Source organism: Pseudomonas sp. NPDC090233 (assembly GCF_044772285.1).
Lineage (GTDB): Bacteria > Pseudomonadota > Gammaproteobacteria > Pseudomonadales > Pseudomonadaceae > Aquipseudomonas.
This window is the reverse complement of sequence record NZ_JBIVYQ010000005.1, coordinates 156001-172413: the sequence shown is the minus strand read 5'-3', so window position 1 is coordinate 172413 and position 16413 is coordinate 156001. Positions and strand designations below refer to the sequence as shown.

The window sequence follows — 16413 nt, the reverse complement described above, 5'->3', positions numbered from 1 at the left end:
GCGTTCCCCAGACAGGAGAGCGCCATGCTGATAGTTGCCGACGAGAATATCCCGCTGCTCGATGCCTTCTTCGAAGGCTTTGGCGAGATCCGCCGCTACCCTGGCAGGAGCCTCGACGCCGCCAGCGTCAAGGATGCCGACGTGCTGCTGGTGCGTTCGGTGACCAAGGTCGACCGGCAACTGCTCGAAGGCAGCAAGGTGCGCTTCGTCGGCACCTGCACCATCGGCACCGACCACCTGGACCTGGACTACTTTGCCCAAGCCGGTATCCACTGGAGCAGCGCGCCGGGCTGCAACGCCCGTGGCGTGGTCGACTACGTGCTGGGCAGCCTGCTGACCCTGGCCGACCTGGATGGCGTGTCGCTGCCACAGCGTACCTATGGCGTGGTAGGTGCCGGTGAAGTGGGTGGCCGACTGGTGCGTGTACTGCACGGCCTTGGCTGGAAGGTGCTGGTCTGCGATCCGCAGCGTCAAGCGGCCGAAGGTGGCGACTTCGTCAGCCTCGACACCGTTCTTGAGCAGTGCGATGTGATCAGCCTGCACACCCCCTTGCAACGCGGCGGCGACTATCCGACCTGGCACCTGCTCAGCGACGCGCAGCTGTCGCAGTTGCGCCCCGGCGCGTGGCTGATCAACGCCAGCCGTGGGCCGGTGGTGGACAACGCGGCACTGCGCGAGCTGCTGCTGGACCGCGAAGACGTGCACGCTGTGCTCGATGTGTGGGAGGGCGAGCCGCAAGTCGACCTGCAACTGGCCGACCTGTGCACCCTGGCCACCCCGCACATTGCCGGCTACAGCCTGGACGGCCGCCAGCGCGGCACGGCGCAGATCTACCAGGCCTTGTGCCGCTTCCTCGGTGAGCCCGAGCGGGTGCAGTTGAAAGATTTGCTGCCCAAGCCGCCGCTGGCGCAGATCGAGCTGGATGCTGAAACGGATCTGGGCTGGGCCCTGGCGATGTTGTGCCGCGCGGTGTACGACCCGCGCCGCGACGATGCCGATTTTCGCCGCAGCTTGAGTGACGATGCCGCCGAGCAGCGCGCGGCGTTCGATCAACTGCGCAAGCAGTATCCGTCACGGCGCGAGATCGAGGGGCTGGCGGTACGCTTGCGGGGGGAGGCGCCGCAGTTGGCTCAGATGGTCAGTGCACTGGGCGGCGTGGTGGTCTGACGGGCAATAAAAACCCGGCGCGTGCGCCGGGTTGCAATCAATTCTTCACTCAGCCCTTACGCACTTTTCTGACCCGGCTTTCCTCAAGGTCTTTGCAGGCTTTCTGAATCATCTGCTCGGTGATCGGCACTTCGTGGCCCTGAGCGTCGATGATCGACCCGCAGGGTTTCGGTTGCTGAGTATTCTGGGGCTTCTGGGTGTCGCTGCCTTGTTGCAGACTCATTTACAGTCTCCTCATCAGGTCCAGTTTCAAGGTAAACCTGTGCCGTGACCGGCCTGTGACAGTGGCTCTTGGGTATCACGGCACTGACAGTCCAACAGAAACGGCGGCAAACCTCCAGAGGCGTTTTAGAACGATGGGCTATAGCCACCGGCCAGCCCGATGAGTGCTAGGCTGCAGGCTCTCTGTTGCTGTGGCCACTGTCATGCCCGAACCGGTTACTTCTCGCCAGCGTCGCGCCTTGCTCCTGTGTTGGCAATTCTTGCGTCCCTACCGTCGGCAAGCGCTGCTGGCCTTGCTGGCACTGGTGGCGACTGCCGCCATCACCTTGTCCATGGGCCAGGGCATTCGCCTGCTGGTGGACCAGGGTTTCATGACCCGTTCTGCGCACCAGTTGAACCAGACCATTGGCTTGTTTCTGCTGCTGGTGTTGGCGTTGGCTATCGGGACTTTCAGTCGTTTTTACCTGGTTTCATGGATTGGTGAGCGGTGCGTGGCCGACATCCGCCGCGCCGTTTTCGATCATCTTATTGGGTTGCATCCGGGCTTTTTCGAAGATAACCGCAGCTCGGAAATCCAGTCCCGGCTGACCGCCGACACCACCTTGCTGCAGTCGGTGATCGGCTCGTCGCTGTCGATGTTCCTGCGCAATGCCCTGATGGTGATCGGTGGCGTAGTGTTGCTGTTCATCACCAACCCGAAACTCACCAGCATCGTCGTGGTTGCACTGCCATTGGTGCTGGCACCCATCCTGTTGTTTGGCCGTCGCGTGCGCAGCCTGTCGCGGCAGAGCCAGGACCGGGTGGCGGATGTGGGTAGTTATGTGGCCGAGACGCTGGGGCAGATCAAGACCGTGCAGGCCTACAACCATCAGGCGCTGGATCGCCAATTGTTCGCGGGTACCGTCGAAGCGGCATTCGCCGTGGCGCGTCAGCGCATCGCCCAGCGGGCCTGGCTGATTACCCTGGTGATCGTGCTGGTGCTGGGCGCGGTGGGGGTGATGCTGTGGGTGGGCGGGATGGATGTGATCGCGGGGCGTATTTCCGCCGGAGAACTGGCGGCATTCGTGTTCTACAGCCTGATTGTCGGCAGCGCCTTCGGTACCCTCAGCGAGGTGATAGGTGATCTGCAGCGCGCTGCGGGCGCGGCAGAGCGCATCGCCGAACTGCTGGCAGCGCACAGCAGCATCGTCGAGCCGGAGCAGGCGCTTGCACTGCATGGGCAGCGTGCGGTCGGGCGTATCGAGCTGCAATCGGTGGCGTTTGCCTACCCGTCGCGGCCATCGGTGGCGGCGATTGACAACTTGAGCCTGGTCATCGAGCCGGGCCAGACCGTGGCGCTGGTAGGGCCGTCGGGGGCAGGCAAGTCGACCTTGTTCGATCTGTTGCTGCGCTTCTACGACCCGCAGCAGGGCCACATCCTGCTGGACGGGCAGCCAATCACCGGGCTGGCGCTGGCTGACCTGCGTCGTCAGTTCGCGCTGGTCGCGCAAAACCCTTCGCTGTTTCGCGGCACGGTAGAGGCCAACATCCGCTACGGCCGTCCTGGGGCCAGCCTGGCAGAGGTCGAGGCCGCGGCACGGGGCGCGCATGCCGACGAATTCATCCGGCAATTGCCGCAGGGTTACCAAACCCCGCTGGGCGAGGGCGGGGTAGGCCTGTCCGGCGGGCAGCGACAGCGCCTGGCGATTGCCCGGGCACTGTTGGTTGATGCGCCGATCCTGCTGCTCGACGAGGCGACCAGCGCCCTCGACGCACAGAGCGAGCACCTGATCCAGCAAGCGCTGCCAAGCCTGATGGCCGGCCGTACGACACTGGTCATCGCCCATCGCCTGGCCACGGTGCAGCATGCCGACCGTATTGCGGTCATCGACAAGGGGCGGGTAGTGGCCGTAGGCACGCATCGTCAGCTGATCGAAAAAAGCCCATTGTATGCTCGCCTGGCCGCGCTGCAGTTCACCACAGCGTAATCGTCGTAGCTCTGTAACATTTTTGTAGCAATTGCTTGAGAGTATCGTTTGCAACTGTTGTGTAAGTGCTCGAACTGGCTGCTATCGCTTGATGGCAGCTTTTTTTTGCCCTGCGAACGAGGACAAGGATGTCTATCGCGGCGCTGCCAACGGCGCGCTGATTCCTACTTCCTTGTTCCCGAGAACCGCGATGTTGCGTAAATCCCTCCGAGTGCAAATTCTCGCTCTGCTTGGCGGCAGCCTGGCAGCGATACTGCTGATCGCCCTGGTGTGCTTCCAGTTTCTGTCTTCCAGCGTGCGCGGCTATGCCGAGTTGGTCGATGGGCCATTGCGCGCTTCGCAAGTGATCGATGAAGCCAACCTGCAGTTCAAGATCCAGGTGCAGGAGTGGAAGAACGTGCTGCTGCGCGGGCGCCAGCCGGCCGAACTGGACAAGTACTGGCAACAGTTTCAGGCGCGCGAGCAGCAGGTTCAGCAACTGCTTGGGCAACTGATCGACAACAGTGACGACAAGCTCAAGGCGCCACTGCAGCAGCTGCGTGAAAGCCACCGGCAGCTGGGTGTGGCCTACGAAAAGGGGCGCCAGGCTTTCCTGGCTGCCGGTGGTGACCCGGCGGCCGGCGACCTGGCGGTCAAAGGTGTCGACCGCGCCGCCAGTGACCAGATGAGTGCGCTGGTGGAGCAGTTGCGCAGCGACGCCCGTGAACGCGCTGCCAGTATCAATGCCCGTGCCGAGCGCACGGTCTGGCTGGGCGTGCTGGTCATGCTCGGCTCAGCGCTGCTGGTGGGCTTGTTCAGCCTGTGGCGCGTCAACCGCAGCCTGATCGAGCCGATCAGCCAGTTGATCGAGTATGTCGCACAATTGAGCCAGGGCCGCTTCGGTGCCCGGGTAGATAGCCGACGCGAGGATGAACTGGGCCGTCTGGCGCGTGCCGCCAACACCCTGCGAGATTTCCTGGCCGAAACCGTTGGCCGCCTCAAAGACAACGCCCAGGAGCTGGAAGGCGCCAGCGGCCAGCTGCGCAACATTGCCGGTGACATGGCGCGTGGCACCCAGGACCAGTTCCAGCGCACCGACCAGGTGGCCACGGCGATGCACGAGATGTCCGCCACCGCCCAGGAGGTCGCGCGTCACGCCGCCGAGGCCGCCCGTGCGGCCGATGATGCCGACCACAGCGCCCAGTCGGGTGAGCAGGTGATGCAGCAGACCATCGACATCATTGGCGCGGTCAACCGCGAGATTGCCGATACCGCTGCGGTGATTCGCGACCTGGAAAATGACAGTTCACGCATCGGCAAGGTGCTCGAAGTGGTCCGCGGCATTGCCGAACAGACCAACCTGCTGGCGCTCAACGCGGCCATCGAAGCGGCCCGTGCGGGCGAGGCCGGGCGCGGCTTCGCGGTGGTGGCCGATGAGGTGCGCAGCCTGGCCCAGCGCACGGCGGCGTCGATCGCTGAAATTCATCAGATCATCGAGGCCGTGCAGTCTGGCGCGGTGGAGGCGGTCAAGGCCATCGAAAGCGGCCAGCAGCGCAGCGAGGAGGGTGCCGAGCAGGTGCAGCAGGCCGGGCAGATGTTGCAGCGCATCACCACGGCGGTGGAAGCCATCCGCGACATGAACCGGCAGATCGCCACGGCGGCAGAAGAGCAGACCAGTGTGGCCGAGGACATTTCCCGCAACCTGATCGAGATCACCCGCATCGCCACTGCCAACCAGGAGGCGGTGCAGCATACCGAGCAGGCCGGGCAGCGTTTGCATGGGTTGTCGGGACAACTGGGTGAAGTGACGTCGCGGCTGACCGCATAGACGAATCGCAGGCAGCAAAAAGCCCGCACATGGCGGGCTTCTAGCAGGATCTGGTCGGAGAGACAGGATTCGAACCTGCGGCCTTCTCGTCCCGAACGAGACGCGCTACCTGGCTGCGCTACACTCCGATGAACGAAATCCTACTGCATGGTTTTTTCGAGCACAAGCCCTTGCCGTGACACGACCTTGTGCTCAAAAAAGGCGCTGAATCAGAGCTCTTTGACGGTGCGGATCTGGTCTTTGTTCAGACGCGTGCGCTTGCCGTCGAGTTGTTCGAACTCGTAGAAGCCAGAGTCCTCGTCAAAGGACGGAGTGTCCACTGCCTGGATTTCACGGCCGTCGTTCAGGGTAATCACGGTAGGCGAAGCGCAGCCTGCGAGGGCGCCCAGGCCCAGGGCGAGCAGGAAGGCGGGAAGGGTCCGTTGAATCATCGTGTTTCTCCAGTGCGATGGTGCTAGATGACTTTATGACGCGGGGCGTCTGCGCAAGTTCCTTTCACAGTGCAGCATAGCGTCAATGCCGGGGTATTGACCTGGGTCTGTCGAGGTTGCTTCCCCGCAGCCTGTGATATAAATGCGGCCATCCCTTTCCCCTGCGATGGACACTCATGAAAGCCAAGGCAGATACCCCGTTCGTGGCGCTGAACATTGCCGTGCTGACGGTCAGCGACACCCGTACCTTCGAAACCGATACCTCAGGGCAGATGTTCGTCGACCGCCTGAGCGCTGCAGGCCATCAGTTGGCAGCACGCGTGCTGCTCAAGGACGACCTGTACAAGATCCGCGCCCAGGTTGCCACCTGGATTGCCGATGACTCGGTGCAGGTGGTGCTGATAACCGGCGGTACCGGCTTTACCGGGCGCGACAGTACGCCGGAAGCCGTGGCCTGCCTGCTGGACAAGCAGGTGGAAGGATTTGGTGAGTTGTTCCGGCAGATTTCAGTGGCCGATATCGGCACCTCGACGGTGCAGTCGCGTGCACTGGCCGGTCTTGCCAACGGCACACTGGTCTGCTGCCTGCCGGGTTCGACCAACGCCGTGCGCACTGGCTGGGATGGCATCCTCGCCGAGCAGCTGGATGCGCGCCATCGTCCATGCAATTTCGTTCCGCACCTGAAGCAGGCAGCGGCCTGTGAAAGCCGTGGCTGAGGCGCCTCAGGCCCGGCCGCTGATGCCGGTGGAGGACGCGCTGGCGCAGTTGCTGGCGTTGGCCGAGGCAGCACCGATCAAGGACATCGAGACCGTCTCGCTGGCCGACGCCGAGGGCCGTGTGTTGGCAACCGATCTGGTCGCCTCGCTGGACTTGCCGCCCTGGCCGAACAGCGCCATGGACGGCTATGCGTTGCGCCTCGCCGATTGCCAGGGGGAACCCCTGTCGGTCAGCCAGCGTATTTTTGCCGGTCACGCGCCCGAACCGTTGCAGCCTGGTACTTGCGCGCGGATTTTCACTGGCGCGCCGCTGCCGGCTGGGGCCGATTGCGTCGAGATGCAGGAAAACACCGAGGTGCTGGAAGATGGCCGGGTGCGTTTCCTGGAGCCGCTCAGGCTCGACCAGAACGTTCGCCCTCAGGGCCAGGAAACCCGCAAGGGCGAGCAGGTCATGGCGGCGGGTACGCGCCTGGGGCCTATCGAGCTGGGCCTCGCCGCGACCTTGGGGCATGCGCAGCTTGAAGTGGTGCGGCGGGTGCGCGTGGCAGTGTTGTCGACGGGTGACGAGCTGGTCGAGCCAGGCCTGCCGCTGGGCCCGGGGCAGATCTACAACAGCAACCGGCGCCTGCTGGTCAGCTGGTTGCAGCGCCTGGGCTGCGAAGTGCGTGACATGGGCATTCTCCCCGATGACCTGGTGCGCACCCGCCAGTGCCTGGCCAGCCTGGGCGATGTCGACCTGATTCTATCCACCGGAGGCGTTTCGGTGGGCGAAGCCGATTACCTCGGTGCAGCCCTGCGCGAAGCCGGTGAGCTGGCGTTGTGGAAGCTGGCGATCAAGCCAGGCAAGCCGCTGACCTTTGGTCATTATCAAGGCGTCCCCGTGATCGGCCTGCCAGGCAATCCAGCCTCGACGCTGGTGACCTTTGGCCTGCTGACGCGCCCGTACCTACTGCGTCGCCAGGGCGTTGCCGAGGTCGCACCGCTGCGTTTCGATGTGCCAGCGGGGTTTGATTGGCCCAAGGCCGGTACCCGTCGCGAGTACCTGCGCGCACGTATCGACAACGGCCGTGTCACGATCTACAAGAACCAGAGCTCCGGCGTGCTGCGCAGCGCCGCGTGGGCCGAGGGCCTGGTGGAGGTGCGCGAAGGCAGCACGCCACAGCAGGGTGACAGCGTGCCCTTCATACCCTTGAGCGAACTACTTGGTTGACCGCCCGAGCCAGGCGCCACCAGGTTGCGTGGCATCGGCGGGTGCCGACTGGGTCAGGCGCATGTGCACGGTTTCCAGTTGCTGTGCCGCCACGCTCCAGTCGTGACGCTGCCGAGCGAACTGGCGACCGGCTTCGCTGAGCTGGCACATGCGCCAGGGCTGGTTGAGCAGTTGGGTTATCAGCAGGGCGAGCTGGCCGCCGTCATCGCTACCCAGGTAGTGCTCGCCATTATTCACGGCAAGGCCTGATACACCTTTGCCGGTGGTGATCACGGGCAGCCCGGCGGCCATGGCTTCGAGGATCTTCACCTTGGAACCCCCGGCGTAGCGCAAGGGGGCGAAGAACAGTGCCGAGCGCCGCTGCAATTCGCGCAGGTCGGGGCGGTATCCAACCCATTCGATGCGCGGGTCGTTCCAGTGCAGCTTCCAGCTGGCCGGCAGGGCATGCCCGGCAATGGCCAGGCGTACCGCAGGATTACTCATCCAGACTTGCGGGAGGATTTCTTCCAGCGCCCATTCGATGGCTTCCAGGTTGGCGCCGTACTCGAAATTGCCGACAAACAACAGGCGCTGGCTATGCAGGGACGGGCGTACGTCCTGGTAATAGTCGCAATCCACGCCATTGACCACCACATTCACCGGGCGCCCACTGATCTGGCTGATCAGTTCGGCGTCATGGCTGCTTACCGCAACCACTTCGCTGGGTTGGCGCAGCACGCGTTGCTCCCAGCGGCGATAGCGCCAGCGGTCGAAGGCATTGAGCGGGCGCAGCCACAGGGGCAAGCGGTCATGGCAGGCGGCGCCCATCACCGATTCGAGGGTGTGTTCGCTGAGCATGTAGGGCACGCCGCGCGCCTGCAGGGCCTTTTCAAACGGTTGAAAACCGTAGCTGTGCTCGATCTGGATAACGTCCCAAGGCTCGTCCAGCAATTGTTCGAAGCGGTGCCGCAGGCACGGCGCCAAGCCATTGATGATCGCCCGCATCGGGTAGTCGATGATCGGTGAGGCGAGCAGGTTGAGCGGGCTGTGCAGTGCCCGTCGGGGCAGTACGATCAGGCGCTCGACCAGCGGTTCGAGGGCTTCGCGAGTGGCATCGTTGAGCGGAATCTTCGACTGCACCAGCAAGGTGATCCGGTGGCCATGCTGCGCGAGCGCACGTAGCAGGTGGTATTGCCGGGTCTTGCTGCCGCTGGTGGTGGGCCAGGGCAGGTAGGGCAGTGTCCAGAGTATGCGCATGAACCACAATCCTCGCTGAAGGCCGCGGACAAAAAACGCGCCCGTTGGCAGTCAGCCGATGGCGGCTGCCGGGACGCGTCCGTAGCTATCAGTAAAGCCCACGATATCGTCTTCGCCCAGCTGGGAGGTTAATTCCACTGGGCATGCAGCAATCTGCTCACCGCCGTGGTCGAGATCTGGACAGATCGATCTCCAGGGAGAGGCGCGATGGGCAAGGCGATATTAATCCTGCATGGCAAGCAGGCGATGAACGAAGAGGTGCGCAAGGCCGTGCTCGCGCAACGAGAACGTGGCTGGACGCTGGATGTACGGGTGACCTGGGAAGCGGGTGATGCCCAGCGGCTGGTCGATGAAGCATTGGCGGTCGGCTATACCCACGTGGTCGCGGGGGGCGGTGATGGCACCTTGCGCGATGTGGCTGAAGCCATGGGCCGGGTTAAAACCAAGGCCAGCCTGGCGCTGCTGCCGTTGGGTACCGCCAATGATTTCGCCAAGGCTGCCGGTGTGTCGTTACAGCCGGCTGAAGCCTTGGCGCTGCTGGACCTGCCGGCACGGCCGATCGACCTGGGCAAGGTGGGCGATCAGCTGTTCCTGAACATGGCCACGGGCGGTTTTGGCAGCCAGGTTACCGCCAACACGTCCGAAGACCTGAAAAAGGTGCTGGGTGCGGCGGCCTACCTGTTTACCGGCTTGTCACGTTTCAGCGAGCTGCAGGCCGCCTCGGTAGAGCTGACCGGACCGGATTTCCACTGGCAAGGCGACCTGCTGGCGCTGGGTATCGGCAATGGTCGCCAGGCCGGTGGCGGGCAAGTGTTGTGTGCCGAGGCGGTGGTGGATGACGGCTTGCTCGACATTGCCGTCCTGCCAGCACCACAAGAAGTGGTAGGCGCGCTGCGAGACCTGCTGGCTGGGGAAGGGCTGTTCGTGCGTGCGCGGTTGCCCTGGGTTGAAATCAAGAGCTCCCAAGGCTTGGACATCAACCTTGACGGCGAACCGCTGCAGGCCGAGAGCCTGCGTTTCGAGGCCGTGCCTGCGGCGTTGCGGGTGCACTTGCCGCCGAACTCGCCGCTGCTCAGTCGTCCAGCCTGATGATTTTTTCGCGTACGGCAAATAGCACCAGGCCGGCGACGTCGTAGATCTGCAGGCGTTTCATGATCTGCGAGCGATGGGTTTCGACGGTTTTGATCGAAAGCCCCAGGCCGGCGGCGATCTCGCGGGTGGACTTGCCGCGCACGATCAAACGCAGGATTTCCAGTTGCCGAGCGGTCAGGTTGTGGCGGTCGGCGTTGGGCTGCTTGCCCTGTTGCGAGCGCATCAGCGCCTGGTTGATCACGGTGTGGGCAATGGCTGGGCTGAGGTAGCGTTCGCCATTGCGCAATGCGGCCAGGGCCTGCTCAAGCTCGGTTGCGGTGGCATCCTTGAGCAGGTAACCGTGGGCGCCGCTCTCCAGGGCTCGCATGATCAGGTCCGGGTCGGTGTGCATGGACAGGATCAGCACTTTGCAGGTATTGCCAGTGGCGCGCAGCAGGGTAAGGGCATCGAGGCCGCTGGTCGAGCGCATGGAGATGTCCAGCAGCACGATGTCGGGCGCCAGTTGCTGAACCTGCTCCAGCAACTGGTCACCATCATCGGCTTCGCCCACTACCGAGTAGCCCGGGATGTCGGAAACCAGGGCGCGGACGCCGGCGCGGATCAGTGAATGGTCATCTATCAGCAGCAGTCTGGAGGTCATCGGGAAGCAAGGGTCCTGGCGCGTTCGTGGGTGCGCGGTGGCCACGGGAACAACACCTCGATCCGCGTACCCATGCCGAGCTGGCTAGTAATGTCCAGGCTGCCTTGCAGTGCCGTGGCGCGCTCCTGCATGCCAGCCATGCCGCGCTGGCCTGCCTCGGCAGGGTTGACGGCGGGGATGAAGCCCTGGCCGTCGTCCTGGATCGACAGCATCAGGCCCGCCGGGCTGCGCTGCAGGCGGACGATCACGTTGCGTGCTTTGGCATGGCGCAGGATGTTGGTGAGCGCTTCCTGGGTAATGCGGAAGGCGGCCATGGCCACGTCTTCGGAAATACCGCCCAGGCGCTGGTGGCATTCCAGGCTCCAGTGCATGTCGGTGCTTGCCAGGGTGCGCACCAGATGCGCACGTAGGCTGGCTTCCAGGCCAAGGCTGGCCAGTTGCCGGGGATTGAGGAGGGCGGAGACGTCGCGCACTTTGCTCAGGCTGTCTTCAAGGGTGCTGCGCAGGCTGCCGCAGTGCGCCTGCAAATCGTTCGGCAGCCGCCTTTGCATCCATTCGAGCTGGAGTTTGGCGGCGGTGAGCAACTGGCCGATGTCATCATGCAGTTCACGGCTTAGGTGCTGACGCTCACTTTCCTGGACCTTGAGCATGCGGTCGGCGAGCTCTGCCGGGCGCAGGCTGATCGAGCGGGCGCCATGGCTCAGGTGCCAGCCGACTCCGAGCATGGCTGCCAATTGCAGCAACAGCAGGCTGCCAGGCAGTGCCTGGCCTCCGAGGAACAGCAGCAGGTTGGCAGACAGCGAAGCCACACACAGCAATGCGGTCGCCCAACGCAGCAAGGTGGCGCGGGAACGGCAACGCAGAGGGATCTTCAAGCGTGGGAGCATAGATGGGATGCCACTGAAGTCTTGCTGATGGAGGCCTTGCACCTGTCTTGCCAAGGGCGTTGGCTAGGTGCTTTCAACAATCGCCGAGATTCGGGTGGCCAATGCTAGTTAGTGCGCATGGTAACACTTCGTGCTGCTCTGGTCGCGGCTGGGTAATGCTTTGAAACCTCAGGGCTTGCGGGCGAATCACCAGGCTTTGGAGGAGCTGCTGGGTGGCCAGGTGATATCGCGCGTGCCGGTGAAGGCTGTGGTAAGTCCAACTTTCCTGACCGCAGTAAGAGCGCAAGCGTCGGAACTTGCAGTGCCGGGCAAGTTGCTCCTCCGTTGTGCTCGAAGAATGCCTTTAGTTGCACGATAAAGCGCCCGTTAGTGCGCCTGAGTTGGCAAGTTGGGCAAGGCGGGATCCGCCTTGTGCGGGTGAGCACACGCCTCACTGGTGTCGTGGCAAGGCGGGCGCACACGTTTGCGGTAGCGGTTGGTCCAGCGCGGTGGCAAGTTCAGCGAGCAGCGCGGTTTGTTCGCTGGCATCGAGGGCCAGTCGCCCGGTTTGCTTGTCGACCAGCTCCAGTTGCCATGCCAGCAAGGTCAAGCACGCAGACAGCGCAGGCAGGGCCTTGCTGTGCAGGTGCAAGTGTCGGCATGCCGGGGCGAGCAACTGCTGCAGAGCACAGGTGTAATGCGCCACTTCGAGCAAGCCCAGGCCGCTGGCGCGCCGGGCGAGGGTGTCGAGGGCGTTGTCCAGGCAATGGCAGGCGTCGGGGTCGTTGTCGATCAGTTCGAGGTGCTGCAGGCATTCCTGAGACTGGGTCAGCAAGACTTGCGCATCCAGCAAGAACTCTTGCAGGGCGCTGCTGTTGAAGGCTGTGCTTTCCATCATGAGGCTCCGGCGCGCAGGGCGGGAGCGGGGGATGGCCAAGCCATGTCGATCGCTAGCAAAAGCCTGACTCCATTCATGCAGTGAGAATGGCGTCACATTAATGGCTAATGGATATCGCGAACATCAGGTTGCGCCCGATTGCCGCTAGGGGTTTCCCTGATGGGCACCTAAGGTGCGACCGGTTGCCCAAGCAATGGATCCAAGATGGGGTCTACGCAGTAAAGCATGATGGTAATGTGATATCAATTATCTTTGTGGCATTTTCAGACAAGGATCAAGCTGCGCCGCAAGCCGCCGATACAAGGTGGATCAATTGACATTTTCCGGGGTTTTTCCAATGGCTGGCATTCTCGACACGGTAGACCAACGCACGCAACTGGTGGGTGAGAACCGCCTGGAAATCCTGATGTTTCGGTTGGCAGGACGTCAGCTGTTCGCCATCAACGTATTCAAGGTGCAAGAGGTGCTGCAACTGCCCAAGCTGACCTTGATGCCTCAGCGCCATGCGTTCGTCTGTGGCGTGGTCAACCTGCGTGGGCAGACCTTGCCGGTGATCGACCTGTCCCAGGCCATCGGCATGCGGCCGCTGACCCCAGGGCCGGACAGCACCATCATCGTTACCGAGTACAACCGCTCGGTGCAGGCGTTCCTCGTGGGCGGAGTCGACCGCATCGTCAACATGAACTGGGAATCCATCATGCCGCCACCTACCAGTGCCGGCCGCCAGCATTACCTGACCGCCATCACCAAGGTGGAGGACAAGCTGGTGGAAGTGATCGACGTGGAAAAAGTGCTGGCCGAGATCGTGCCCTACAGCGCCAAGGTTTCCAACGACAAGCTCGCCGACCCGGTCCTGGCCCGCGCTCGTGGACGGGAAGTGCTACTGGTGGATGACTCCAGCGTGGCCCTGGCGCAACTGCGTGACACCCTGTCGCAGCTGGGGGTGAAACTGCACGTGGCCAGTGATGGGTTGAAAGCCTTGCGTATGCTCAAGGGCTGGGCCGATGCGGGCGAGGATGTCTGCGAAAAACTGCTGATGGTGTTCACCGACGCAGAGATGCCCGAAATGGACGGTTACCGGCTGACTACCGAAATCCGCAGTGATGCGCGACTGCGCAAGCTCTACGTGGTGCTGCATACCTCACTGTCGGGCAGCTTCAACGAGTCCATGGTCAAAAAGGTCGGCTGTGACAATTTCCTCTCCAAGTTCCAGCCTGATCGTCTGGTCGATGTGGTCAAGCAACGCCTGCTGCTGGATGCAACGACTGCGTGATCCCGGCGCCTGCCGGGTATAAGCTGGGCTTTTGGCATGGCACGAGGCAGGCAGGGATGTTTCTGAGTGAGTTGTATCGGTATCCGGTGAAATCGGGGCAGGCGCAATGCCTGCAGGATTCGCCGGTCGGGCATCTTGGGTTGATGGGTGACCGACGCTGGATGGTGGTCGAGGAAGAGAATGGCCGTTTTCTGACCCAGCGTGCCTGGCCGCGGCTTGGCCAGCTCAAGGCAAGCGATGGTGAGGCTGGCGGACTGTTGCTGGAGGCTCCGGGCCTGGAACCGTTGCAGGTGGCGCTGCCATCTGCCGATGATGATCTGCGCGGCGTGACCATCTGGCGTGACACCCTGCGCGTGCCTGATGGCGGCGACGAGGCGGCGACCTGGTTGTCGCAGTTGCTCGGCAAGCCTGTGCGTCTGGTCTACTGCCCGGAACAACGAGCGCGCTACTTGCCCAGTGGTTATGGCTTGAACAGTGATCGGGCGGCGTTCCCCGATGGTTTTCCGTTATTGCTGATAGGGCAAGGCTCACTCGACGAGCTGAACCGGCGGATTGGCCGCCCTATGGAGATGCTGCGGTTTCGCCCGAATCTGGTGGTGCAGGGGGCTGAGCCGTTTGCCGAAGATGGTTGGAAGCGGATTCGTATTGGCAAGCTGGAGTTTCGCGTGCTCAAGCCCAGTGTGCGGTGCATTTTAACCACGCTTGATCCTGCAACAGGGGAGCGCAGTCCGGACCGTGAGCCATTGACCACGCTGAAGACCTTCCGGGAAAAGGAAGGGGATGTTCTGTTCGGGCAGAACCTGGCGGTGGATGGCAGTGGGCTTGTTAAAGTGGGGATGCGCGTTGAAGTGCTGGAATAGTTGTTGTTGGTGGTGCTGACCTCTTCACGGACTTGCCCGCGAAGAGGTCGGAACTGATTCACATATCGTCGAAATACCGCTCGTGCCAATCCACCAACGGCTGCGGCGAATTGAGCTTCTGCCCGTAGATCACCGAATACGACAGCACGTTCTGTACGTACTGGCGCGTCTCGTCGAACGGGATCGATTCCACCCACACGTCGAAGCTCAGGTGCTTTGCACCCTTGAGCCACTGACGCACGCGCCCAGGCCCGGCGTTATAGGCTGCCGAGGCCAATACCCGGTTACCGTTGAACTGGCTGTGCACCTGGCTCAGGTAGGCTGCGCCCAACTGAATGTTCTTGTCCGGGTTGAACACCTGCTGCGGTGACGCCAGCGGAATGCTGAATTTGCGCGCGGTTTCCTTGGCGGTGGCCGGCATCAGCTGCATCAGGCCGCTGGCGCCCACACTGGAACGGGCATCTTCCATGAAGGCGCTTTCCTGACGGGTGATGGCGAACACCCAGCTCGAATGCAGCCCACGCACCTTGGCTTCACGCACCAGGGTGTCGCGGTGGGCCATCGGGAAGCGGATGTCCAGGTCGTCCCAGTACTGCGCCTGGCTGATGGTGCGAATGGCCGGGAAATACCAGCGCAGGTCATAGGCCAGGCGCGCCTGGGCAACCATCTCGTCGCGGTTGAAATGGCGGCTGACGTGGTACCACTCGCGACGGCCTTCGACGATCTGGCCGCGGGCGTGGAACTCCAGGGCGCGCTGGACACCTGGGGTATTGCGCACCTTGTTGACCAGTTGCGGGCTCAGCACCAGCGGTCGGTTGTTCAGCTGGTACGGTGTCTGCGCCCGGTCGGCGGCGAGGAAGCCATAGAAGTCACGCTCGCGCGCCACATTCTTGTACAGCAGGGGGATCTGCGGGTTGTTCGGCTGCGCAAGTTCCAGGCTGCGCGCCTGCCAGTACTTCCAGCGGTTGCTGCTGGCCAGGTCCTGGGGCAGGCGCTTGGTCAGCTCGTAGGCGTCTTCCCAGCGGCCCAGGCGCAGCAGCAGGCGCAGGCGCCACTCGCTGACGGTATTGTCGCGCAGCTCTGGGTCGTAACGGGTCATCAGGTCCAGGGCGCGCGGGTCGTAGCGACGGGCCAGGGTCAGGCCAATCTCGCGGGCGATCGCGACCTTCTCGTCGCGGGAGAAATGCATGCGTTGGGCGTAGTCATCGAGCAGCGCCATGGCGCGCTCCGGGTCCTGACGGGCCAGGCGGCGCAAGCCCAGGCTGACCACGTCGGACATGGCTTCGTTGACCGGGGTGAAGCGCGAAGGCTGGTTCAGCAGCTCGGGCTTTTGCGCCACATCGACCAGCAGGCGGCCCTGTGGGGCCAGGGTAGTGAGCGAGTTGGCCAGGTTTTTGGCCAGGGCATAGTTGCGCGCCTGGGCAGCCAGTTTTGCGCGGTTCCAGCGTTTGGCCTCCGTCAGCTGCCCTTCGGCGGCCCACATGCCGAACAAGGTGTCGCAGGCGGCCGGTTGCGACTTGCCCACATTCCACAGCTTCTCAGCGGTGGCATAGCCTTCGGCACGTTTGCCGTGGCTCAGCTGGTATTGGCCGTTGAGGCAGTCCAGCTCGGTGAAATTGAGTTTGGGGTCGTAGTATTTGACGAACGTATTCCACTCGCCACGCTCGGCCAGCCAGCGCAACCAGCGCAGCTTCATCCAGTTGGCCTGGGGCAGGTCGCCGTGCTTGGCCAGAAAGCCTTCGATTTCCTCGTTGCTGGCGCTTTTCAGGCGCGCGGTGAGTTCGTCGTAGGCCAGATAGGGCGTGAGCGGGTAGTCGCGCAGGGCCTGGGAGTAACGCAGGTAAGGACCCTTGTCGCCCTTGGCCAGCGCGCGCTTGGCCTCGTCGTAGTACTGACGTTGCTGTGAAAGGTCGATAGCCTGCGCCGCACTGGCGGTGGCGGCGGTAAGCAGCAGGCAGGAGGCAATCTGTAACAGGCGGCTGCGCATGATACGTCCGGGCAGTTGAACCATGGGAAAGTGACGGCGAA

At 63.1% G+C, this 16413-nt stretch carries 14 protein-coding genes, 1 tRNA gene and 2 pseudogenes; 9 read left to right on the top strand and 8 right to left on the bottom strand.

What is annotated here, in order from left to right; genetic code table 11:
* Nucleotides 1-24: 24 nt before the first annotated feature.
* Complete coding sequence (pdxB, locus tag ACIQUF_RS15365) at nt 25-1167, top strand: 4-phosphoerythronate dehydrogenase PdxB (RefSeq protein ID WP_403132827.1); 1143 nt, start codon at nt 25-27, stop codon at nt 1165-1167.
* Between the two features lie 49 nt (nt 1168-1216).
* Here pdxB and ACIQUF_RS15360 read toward each other — a convergent pair whose 3' ends face one another.
* Nucleotides 1217-1390, bottom strand: a complete 174-nt coding sequence (locus ACIQUF_RS15360; RefSeq protein WP_403132826.1) for a PA1571 family protein — start codon at nt 1388-1390, stop codon at nt 1217-1219.
* A 202-nt stretch (nt 1391-1592) separates the two neighbouring features.
* On the opposite strand from ACIQUF_RS15360, the gene ACIQUF_RS15355 reads away from it, so the two are divergent.
* The 3 genes and pseudogenes from ACIQUF_RS15355 to ACIQUF_RS15345 all read left to right on the top strand — a co-directional run bounded on the left by ACIQUF_RS15355 (nt 1593) and on the right by ACIQUF_RS15345 (nt 5163).
* Complete coding sequence (locus tag ACIQUF_RS15355) at nt 1593-3356, top strand: ABC transporter transmembrane domain-containing protein (protein WP_403132825.1); 1764 nt, start codon at nt 1593-1595, stop codon at nt 3354-3356.
* A gap of 91 nt (nt 3357-3447) precedes the next feature.
* Nucleotides 3448-4230, top strand: a pseudogene (locus tag ACIQUF_RS15350) (methyl-accepting chemotaxis protein); the annotation flags it as partial.
* A gap of 165 nt (nt 4231-4395) precedes the next feature.
* Nucleotides 4396-5163 (top strand): methyl-accepting chemotaxis protein, encoded by a 768-nt coding sequence (locus tag ACIQUF_RS15345; RefSeq protein WP_403133552.1) that lies wholly within the window; start codon nt 4396-4398, stop codon nt 5161-5163.
* Between the two features lie 51 nt (nt 5164-5214).
* On the opposite strand, the gene ACIQUF_RS15340 is transcribed toward ACIQUF_RS15345, so the two are convergent.
* Together ACIQUF_RS15340 and ACIQUF_RS15335 are read right to left on the bottom strand one after the other, a co-directional pair.
* Nucleotides 5215-5291, bottom strand: a tRNA-Pro gene (locus tag ACIQUF_RS15340).
* Between the two features lie 81 nt (nt 5292-5372).
* Entirely contained in the window at nt 5373-5594 is a 222-nt protein-coding gene (locus ACIQUF_RS15335; RefSeq protein ID WP_027596642.1) for a YgdI/YgdR family lipoprotein, read from the bottom strand.
* Between the two features lie 176 nt (nt 5595-5770).
* Between ACIQUF_RS15335 and moaB the strand changes: the two genes are divergently transcribed.
* Nucleotides 5771-6310 (top strand): molybdenum cofactor biosynthesis protein B, encoded by a 540-nt coding sequence (gene moaB / locus ACIQUF_RS15330; protein ID WP_403132822.1) that lies wholly within the window; start codon nt 5771-5773, stop codon nt 6308-6310.
* A complete protein-coding gene (gene glp, locus ACIQUF_RS15325; RefSeq protein ID WP_403132819.1) occupies nt 6294-7520 on the top strand; it encodes a gephyrin-like molybdotransferase Glp in 1227 nt (408 codons plus the stop codon). Before moaB ends, glp begins: the two co-directional genes overlap by 17 nt.
* Here glp and ACIQUF_RS15320 read toward each other — a convergent pair.
* On the bottom strand, nt 7509-8756 hold the full coding sequence (locus ACIQUF_RS15320) for a glycosyltransferase family 4 protein (RefSeq protein ID WP_403132817.1): 1248 nt from the start codon (nt 8754-8756) through the stop codon (nt 7509-7511). The genes glp and ACIQUF_RS15320 overlap by 12 nt on opposite strands.
* Before the next feature lie 207 nt (nt 8757-8963).
* On the opposite strand from ACIQUF_RS15320, the gene yegS reads away from it, so the two are divergent.
* Nucleotides 8964-9845 carry a lipid kinase YegS gene (gene yegS / locus ACIQUF_RS15315; RefSeq protein WP_403132815.1) on the top strand — a complete coding sequence of 294 codons (882 nt, stop codon included), beginning with the start codon at nt 8964-8966 and terminating at the stop codon, nt 9843-9845.
* Here yegS and ACIQUF_RS15310 read toward each other — a convergent pair.
* The 3 genes and pseudogenes from ACIQUF_RS15310 to ACIQUF_RS15300 form a co-directional block, all read right to left on the bottom strand.
* A complete protein-coding gene (locus ACIQUF_RS15310) occupies nt 9829-10488 on the bottom strand; it encodes a response regulator (protein ID WP_403132812.1) in 660 nt (219 codons plus the stop codon). The two genes, yegS and ACIQUF_RS15310, sit on opposite strands and share 17 nt — an antisense overlap.
* Nucleotides 10485-11375: a sensor histidine kinase gene (locus ACIQUF_RS15305; RefSeq protein WP_403132810.1), complete on the bottom strand. Its 891-nt coding sequence runs from the start codon at nt 11373-11375 to the stop codon at nt 10485-10487. The genes ACIQUF_RS15310 and ACIQUF_RS15305 overlap by 4 nt, the downstream gene beginning before the upstream one ends.
* Nucleotides 11376-11741: 366 nt before the next feature.
* Nucleotides 11742-12252 (bottom strand): annotated as a pseudogene (locus ACIQUF_RS15300) (histidine kinase).
* A 337-nt stretch (nt 12253-12589) separates the two neighbouring features.
* On the opposite strand from ACIQUF_RS15300, the gene ACIQUF_RS15295 reads away from it, so the two are divergent.
* A complete protein-coding gene (locus ACIQUF_RS15295; RefSeq protein ID WP_403132807.1) occupies nt 12590-13525 on the top strand; it encodes a chemotaxis protein CheV in 936 nt (311 codons plus the stop codon).
* Between the two features lie 56 nt (nt 13526-13581).
* Nucleotides 13582-14385 carry an MOSC domain-containing protein gene (locus ACIQUF_RS15290; protein ID WP_403133550.1) on the top strand — a complete coding sequence of 268 codons (804 nt, stop codon included), beginning with the start codon at nt 13582-13584 and terminating at the stop codon, nt 14383-14385.
* A gap of 58 nt (nt 14386-14443) precedes the next feature.
* Here the strand turns inward: ACIQUF_RS15290 and ACIQUF_RS15285 are convergent, their stop codons facing one another.
* Nucleotides 14444-16372, bottom strand: coding sequence for a transglycosylase SLT domain-containing protein (locus ACIQUF_RS15285; RefSeq protein WP_403132805.1), 1929 nt, complete (start codon nt 16370-16372; stop codon nt 14444-14446).
* Nucleotides 16373-16413: the final 41 nt, after the last annotated feature.

Bases quoted from the DNA above. Each gene is read 5' to 3' on its own strand.
- pdxB (WP_403132827.1), top strand. From the start codon at position 25: ATGCTGATAGTTGCCGACGAGAATATCCCGCTGCTCGATGCCTTCTTC.
- ACIQUF_RS15360 (WP_403132826.1), bottom strand. From the start codon at position 1,390: ATGAGTCTGCAACAAGGCAGCGACACCCAGAAGCCCCAGAATACTCAG.
- ACIQUF_RS15355 (WP_403132825.1), top strand. From the start codon at position 1,593: ATGCCCGAACCGGTTACTTCTCGCCAGCGTCGCGCCTTGCTCCTGTGT.
- ACIQUF_RS15345 (WP_403133552.1), top strand. From the start codon at position 4,396: ATGGCGCGTGGCACCCAGGACCAGTTCCAGCGCACCGACCAGGTGGCC.
- ACIQUF_RS15335 (WP_027596642.1), bottom strand. From the start codon at position 5,594: ATGATTCAACGGACCCTTCCCGCCTTCCTGCTCGCCCTGGGCCTGGGC.
- moaB (WP_403132822.1), top strand. From the start codon at position 5,771: ATGAAAGCCAAGGCAGATACCCCGTTCGTGGCGCTGAACATTGCCGTG.
- ACIQUF_RS15320 (WP_403132817.1), bottom strand. From the start codon at position 8,756: ATGCGCATACTCTGGACACTGCCCTACCTGCCCTGGCCCACCACCAGC.
- yegS (WP_403132815.1), top strand. From the start codon at position 8,964: ATGGGCAAGGCGATATTAATCCTGCATGGCAAGCAGGCGATGAACGAA.
- ACIQUF_RS15310 (WP_403132812.1), bottom strand. From the start codon at position 10,488: ATGACCTCCAGACTGCTGCTGATAGATGACCATTCACTGATCCGCGCC.
- ACIQUF_RS15305 (WP_403132810.1), bottom strand. From the start codon at position 11,375: ATGCTCCCACGCTTGAAGATCCCTCTGCGTTGCCGTTCCCGCGCCACC.
- ACIQUF_RS15295 (WP_403132807.1), top strand. From the start codon at position 12,590: ATGGCTGGCATTCTCGACACGGTAGACCAACGCACGCAACTGGTGGGT.
- ACIQUF_RS15290 (WP_403133550.1), top strand. From the start codon at position 13,582: ATGTTTCTGAGTGAGTTGTATCGGTATCCGGTGAAATCGGGGCAGGCG.
- ACIQUF_RS15285 (WP_403132805.1), bottom strand. From the start codon at position 16,372: ATGCGCAGCCGCCTGTTACAGATTGCCTCCTGCCTGCTGCTTACCGCC.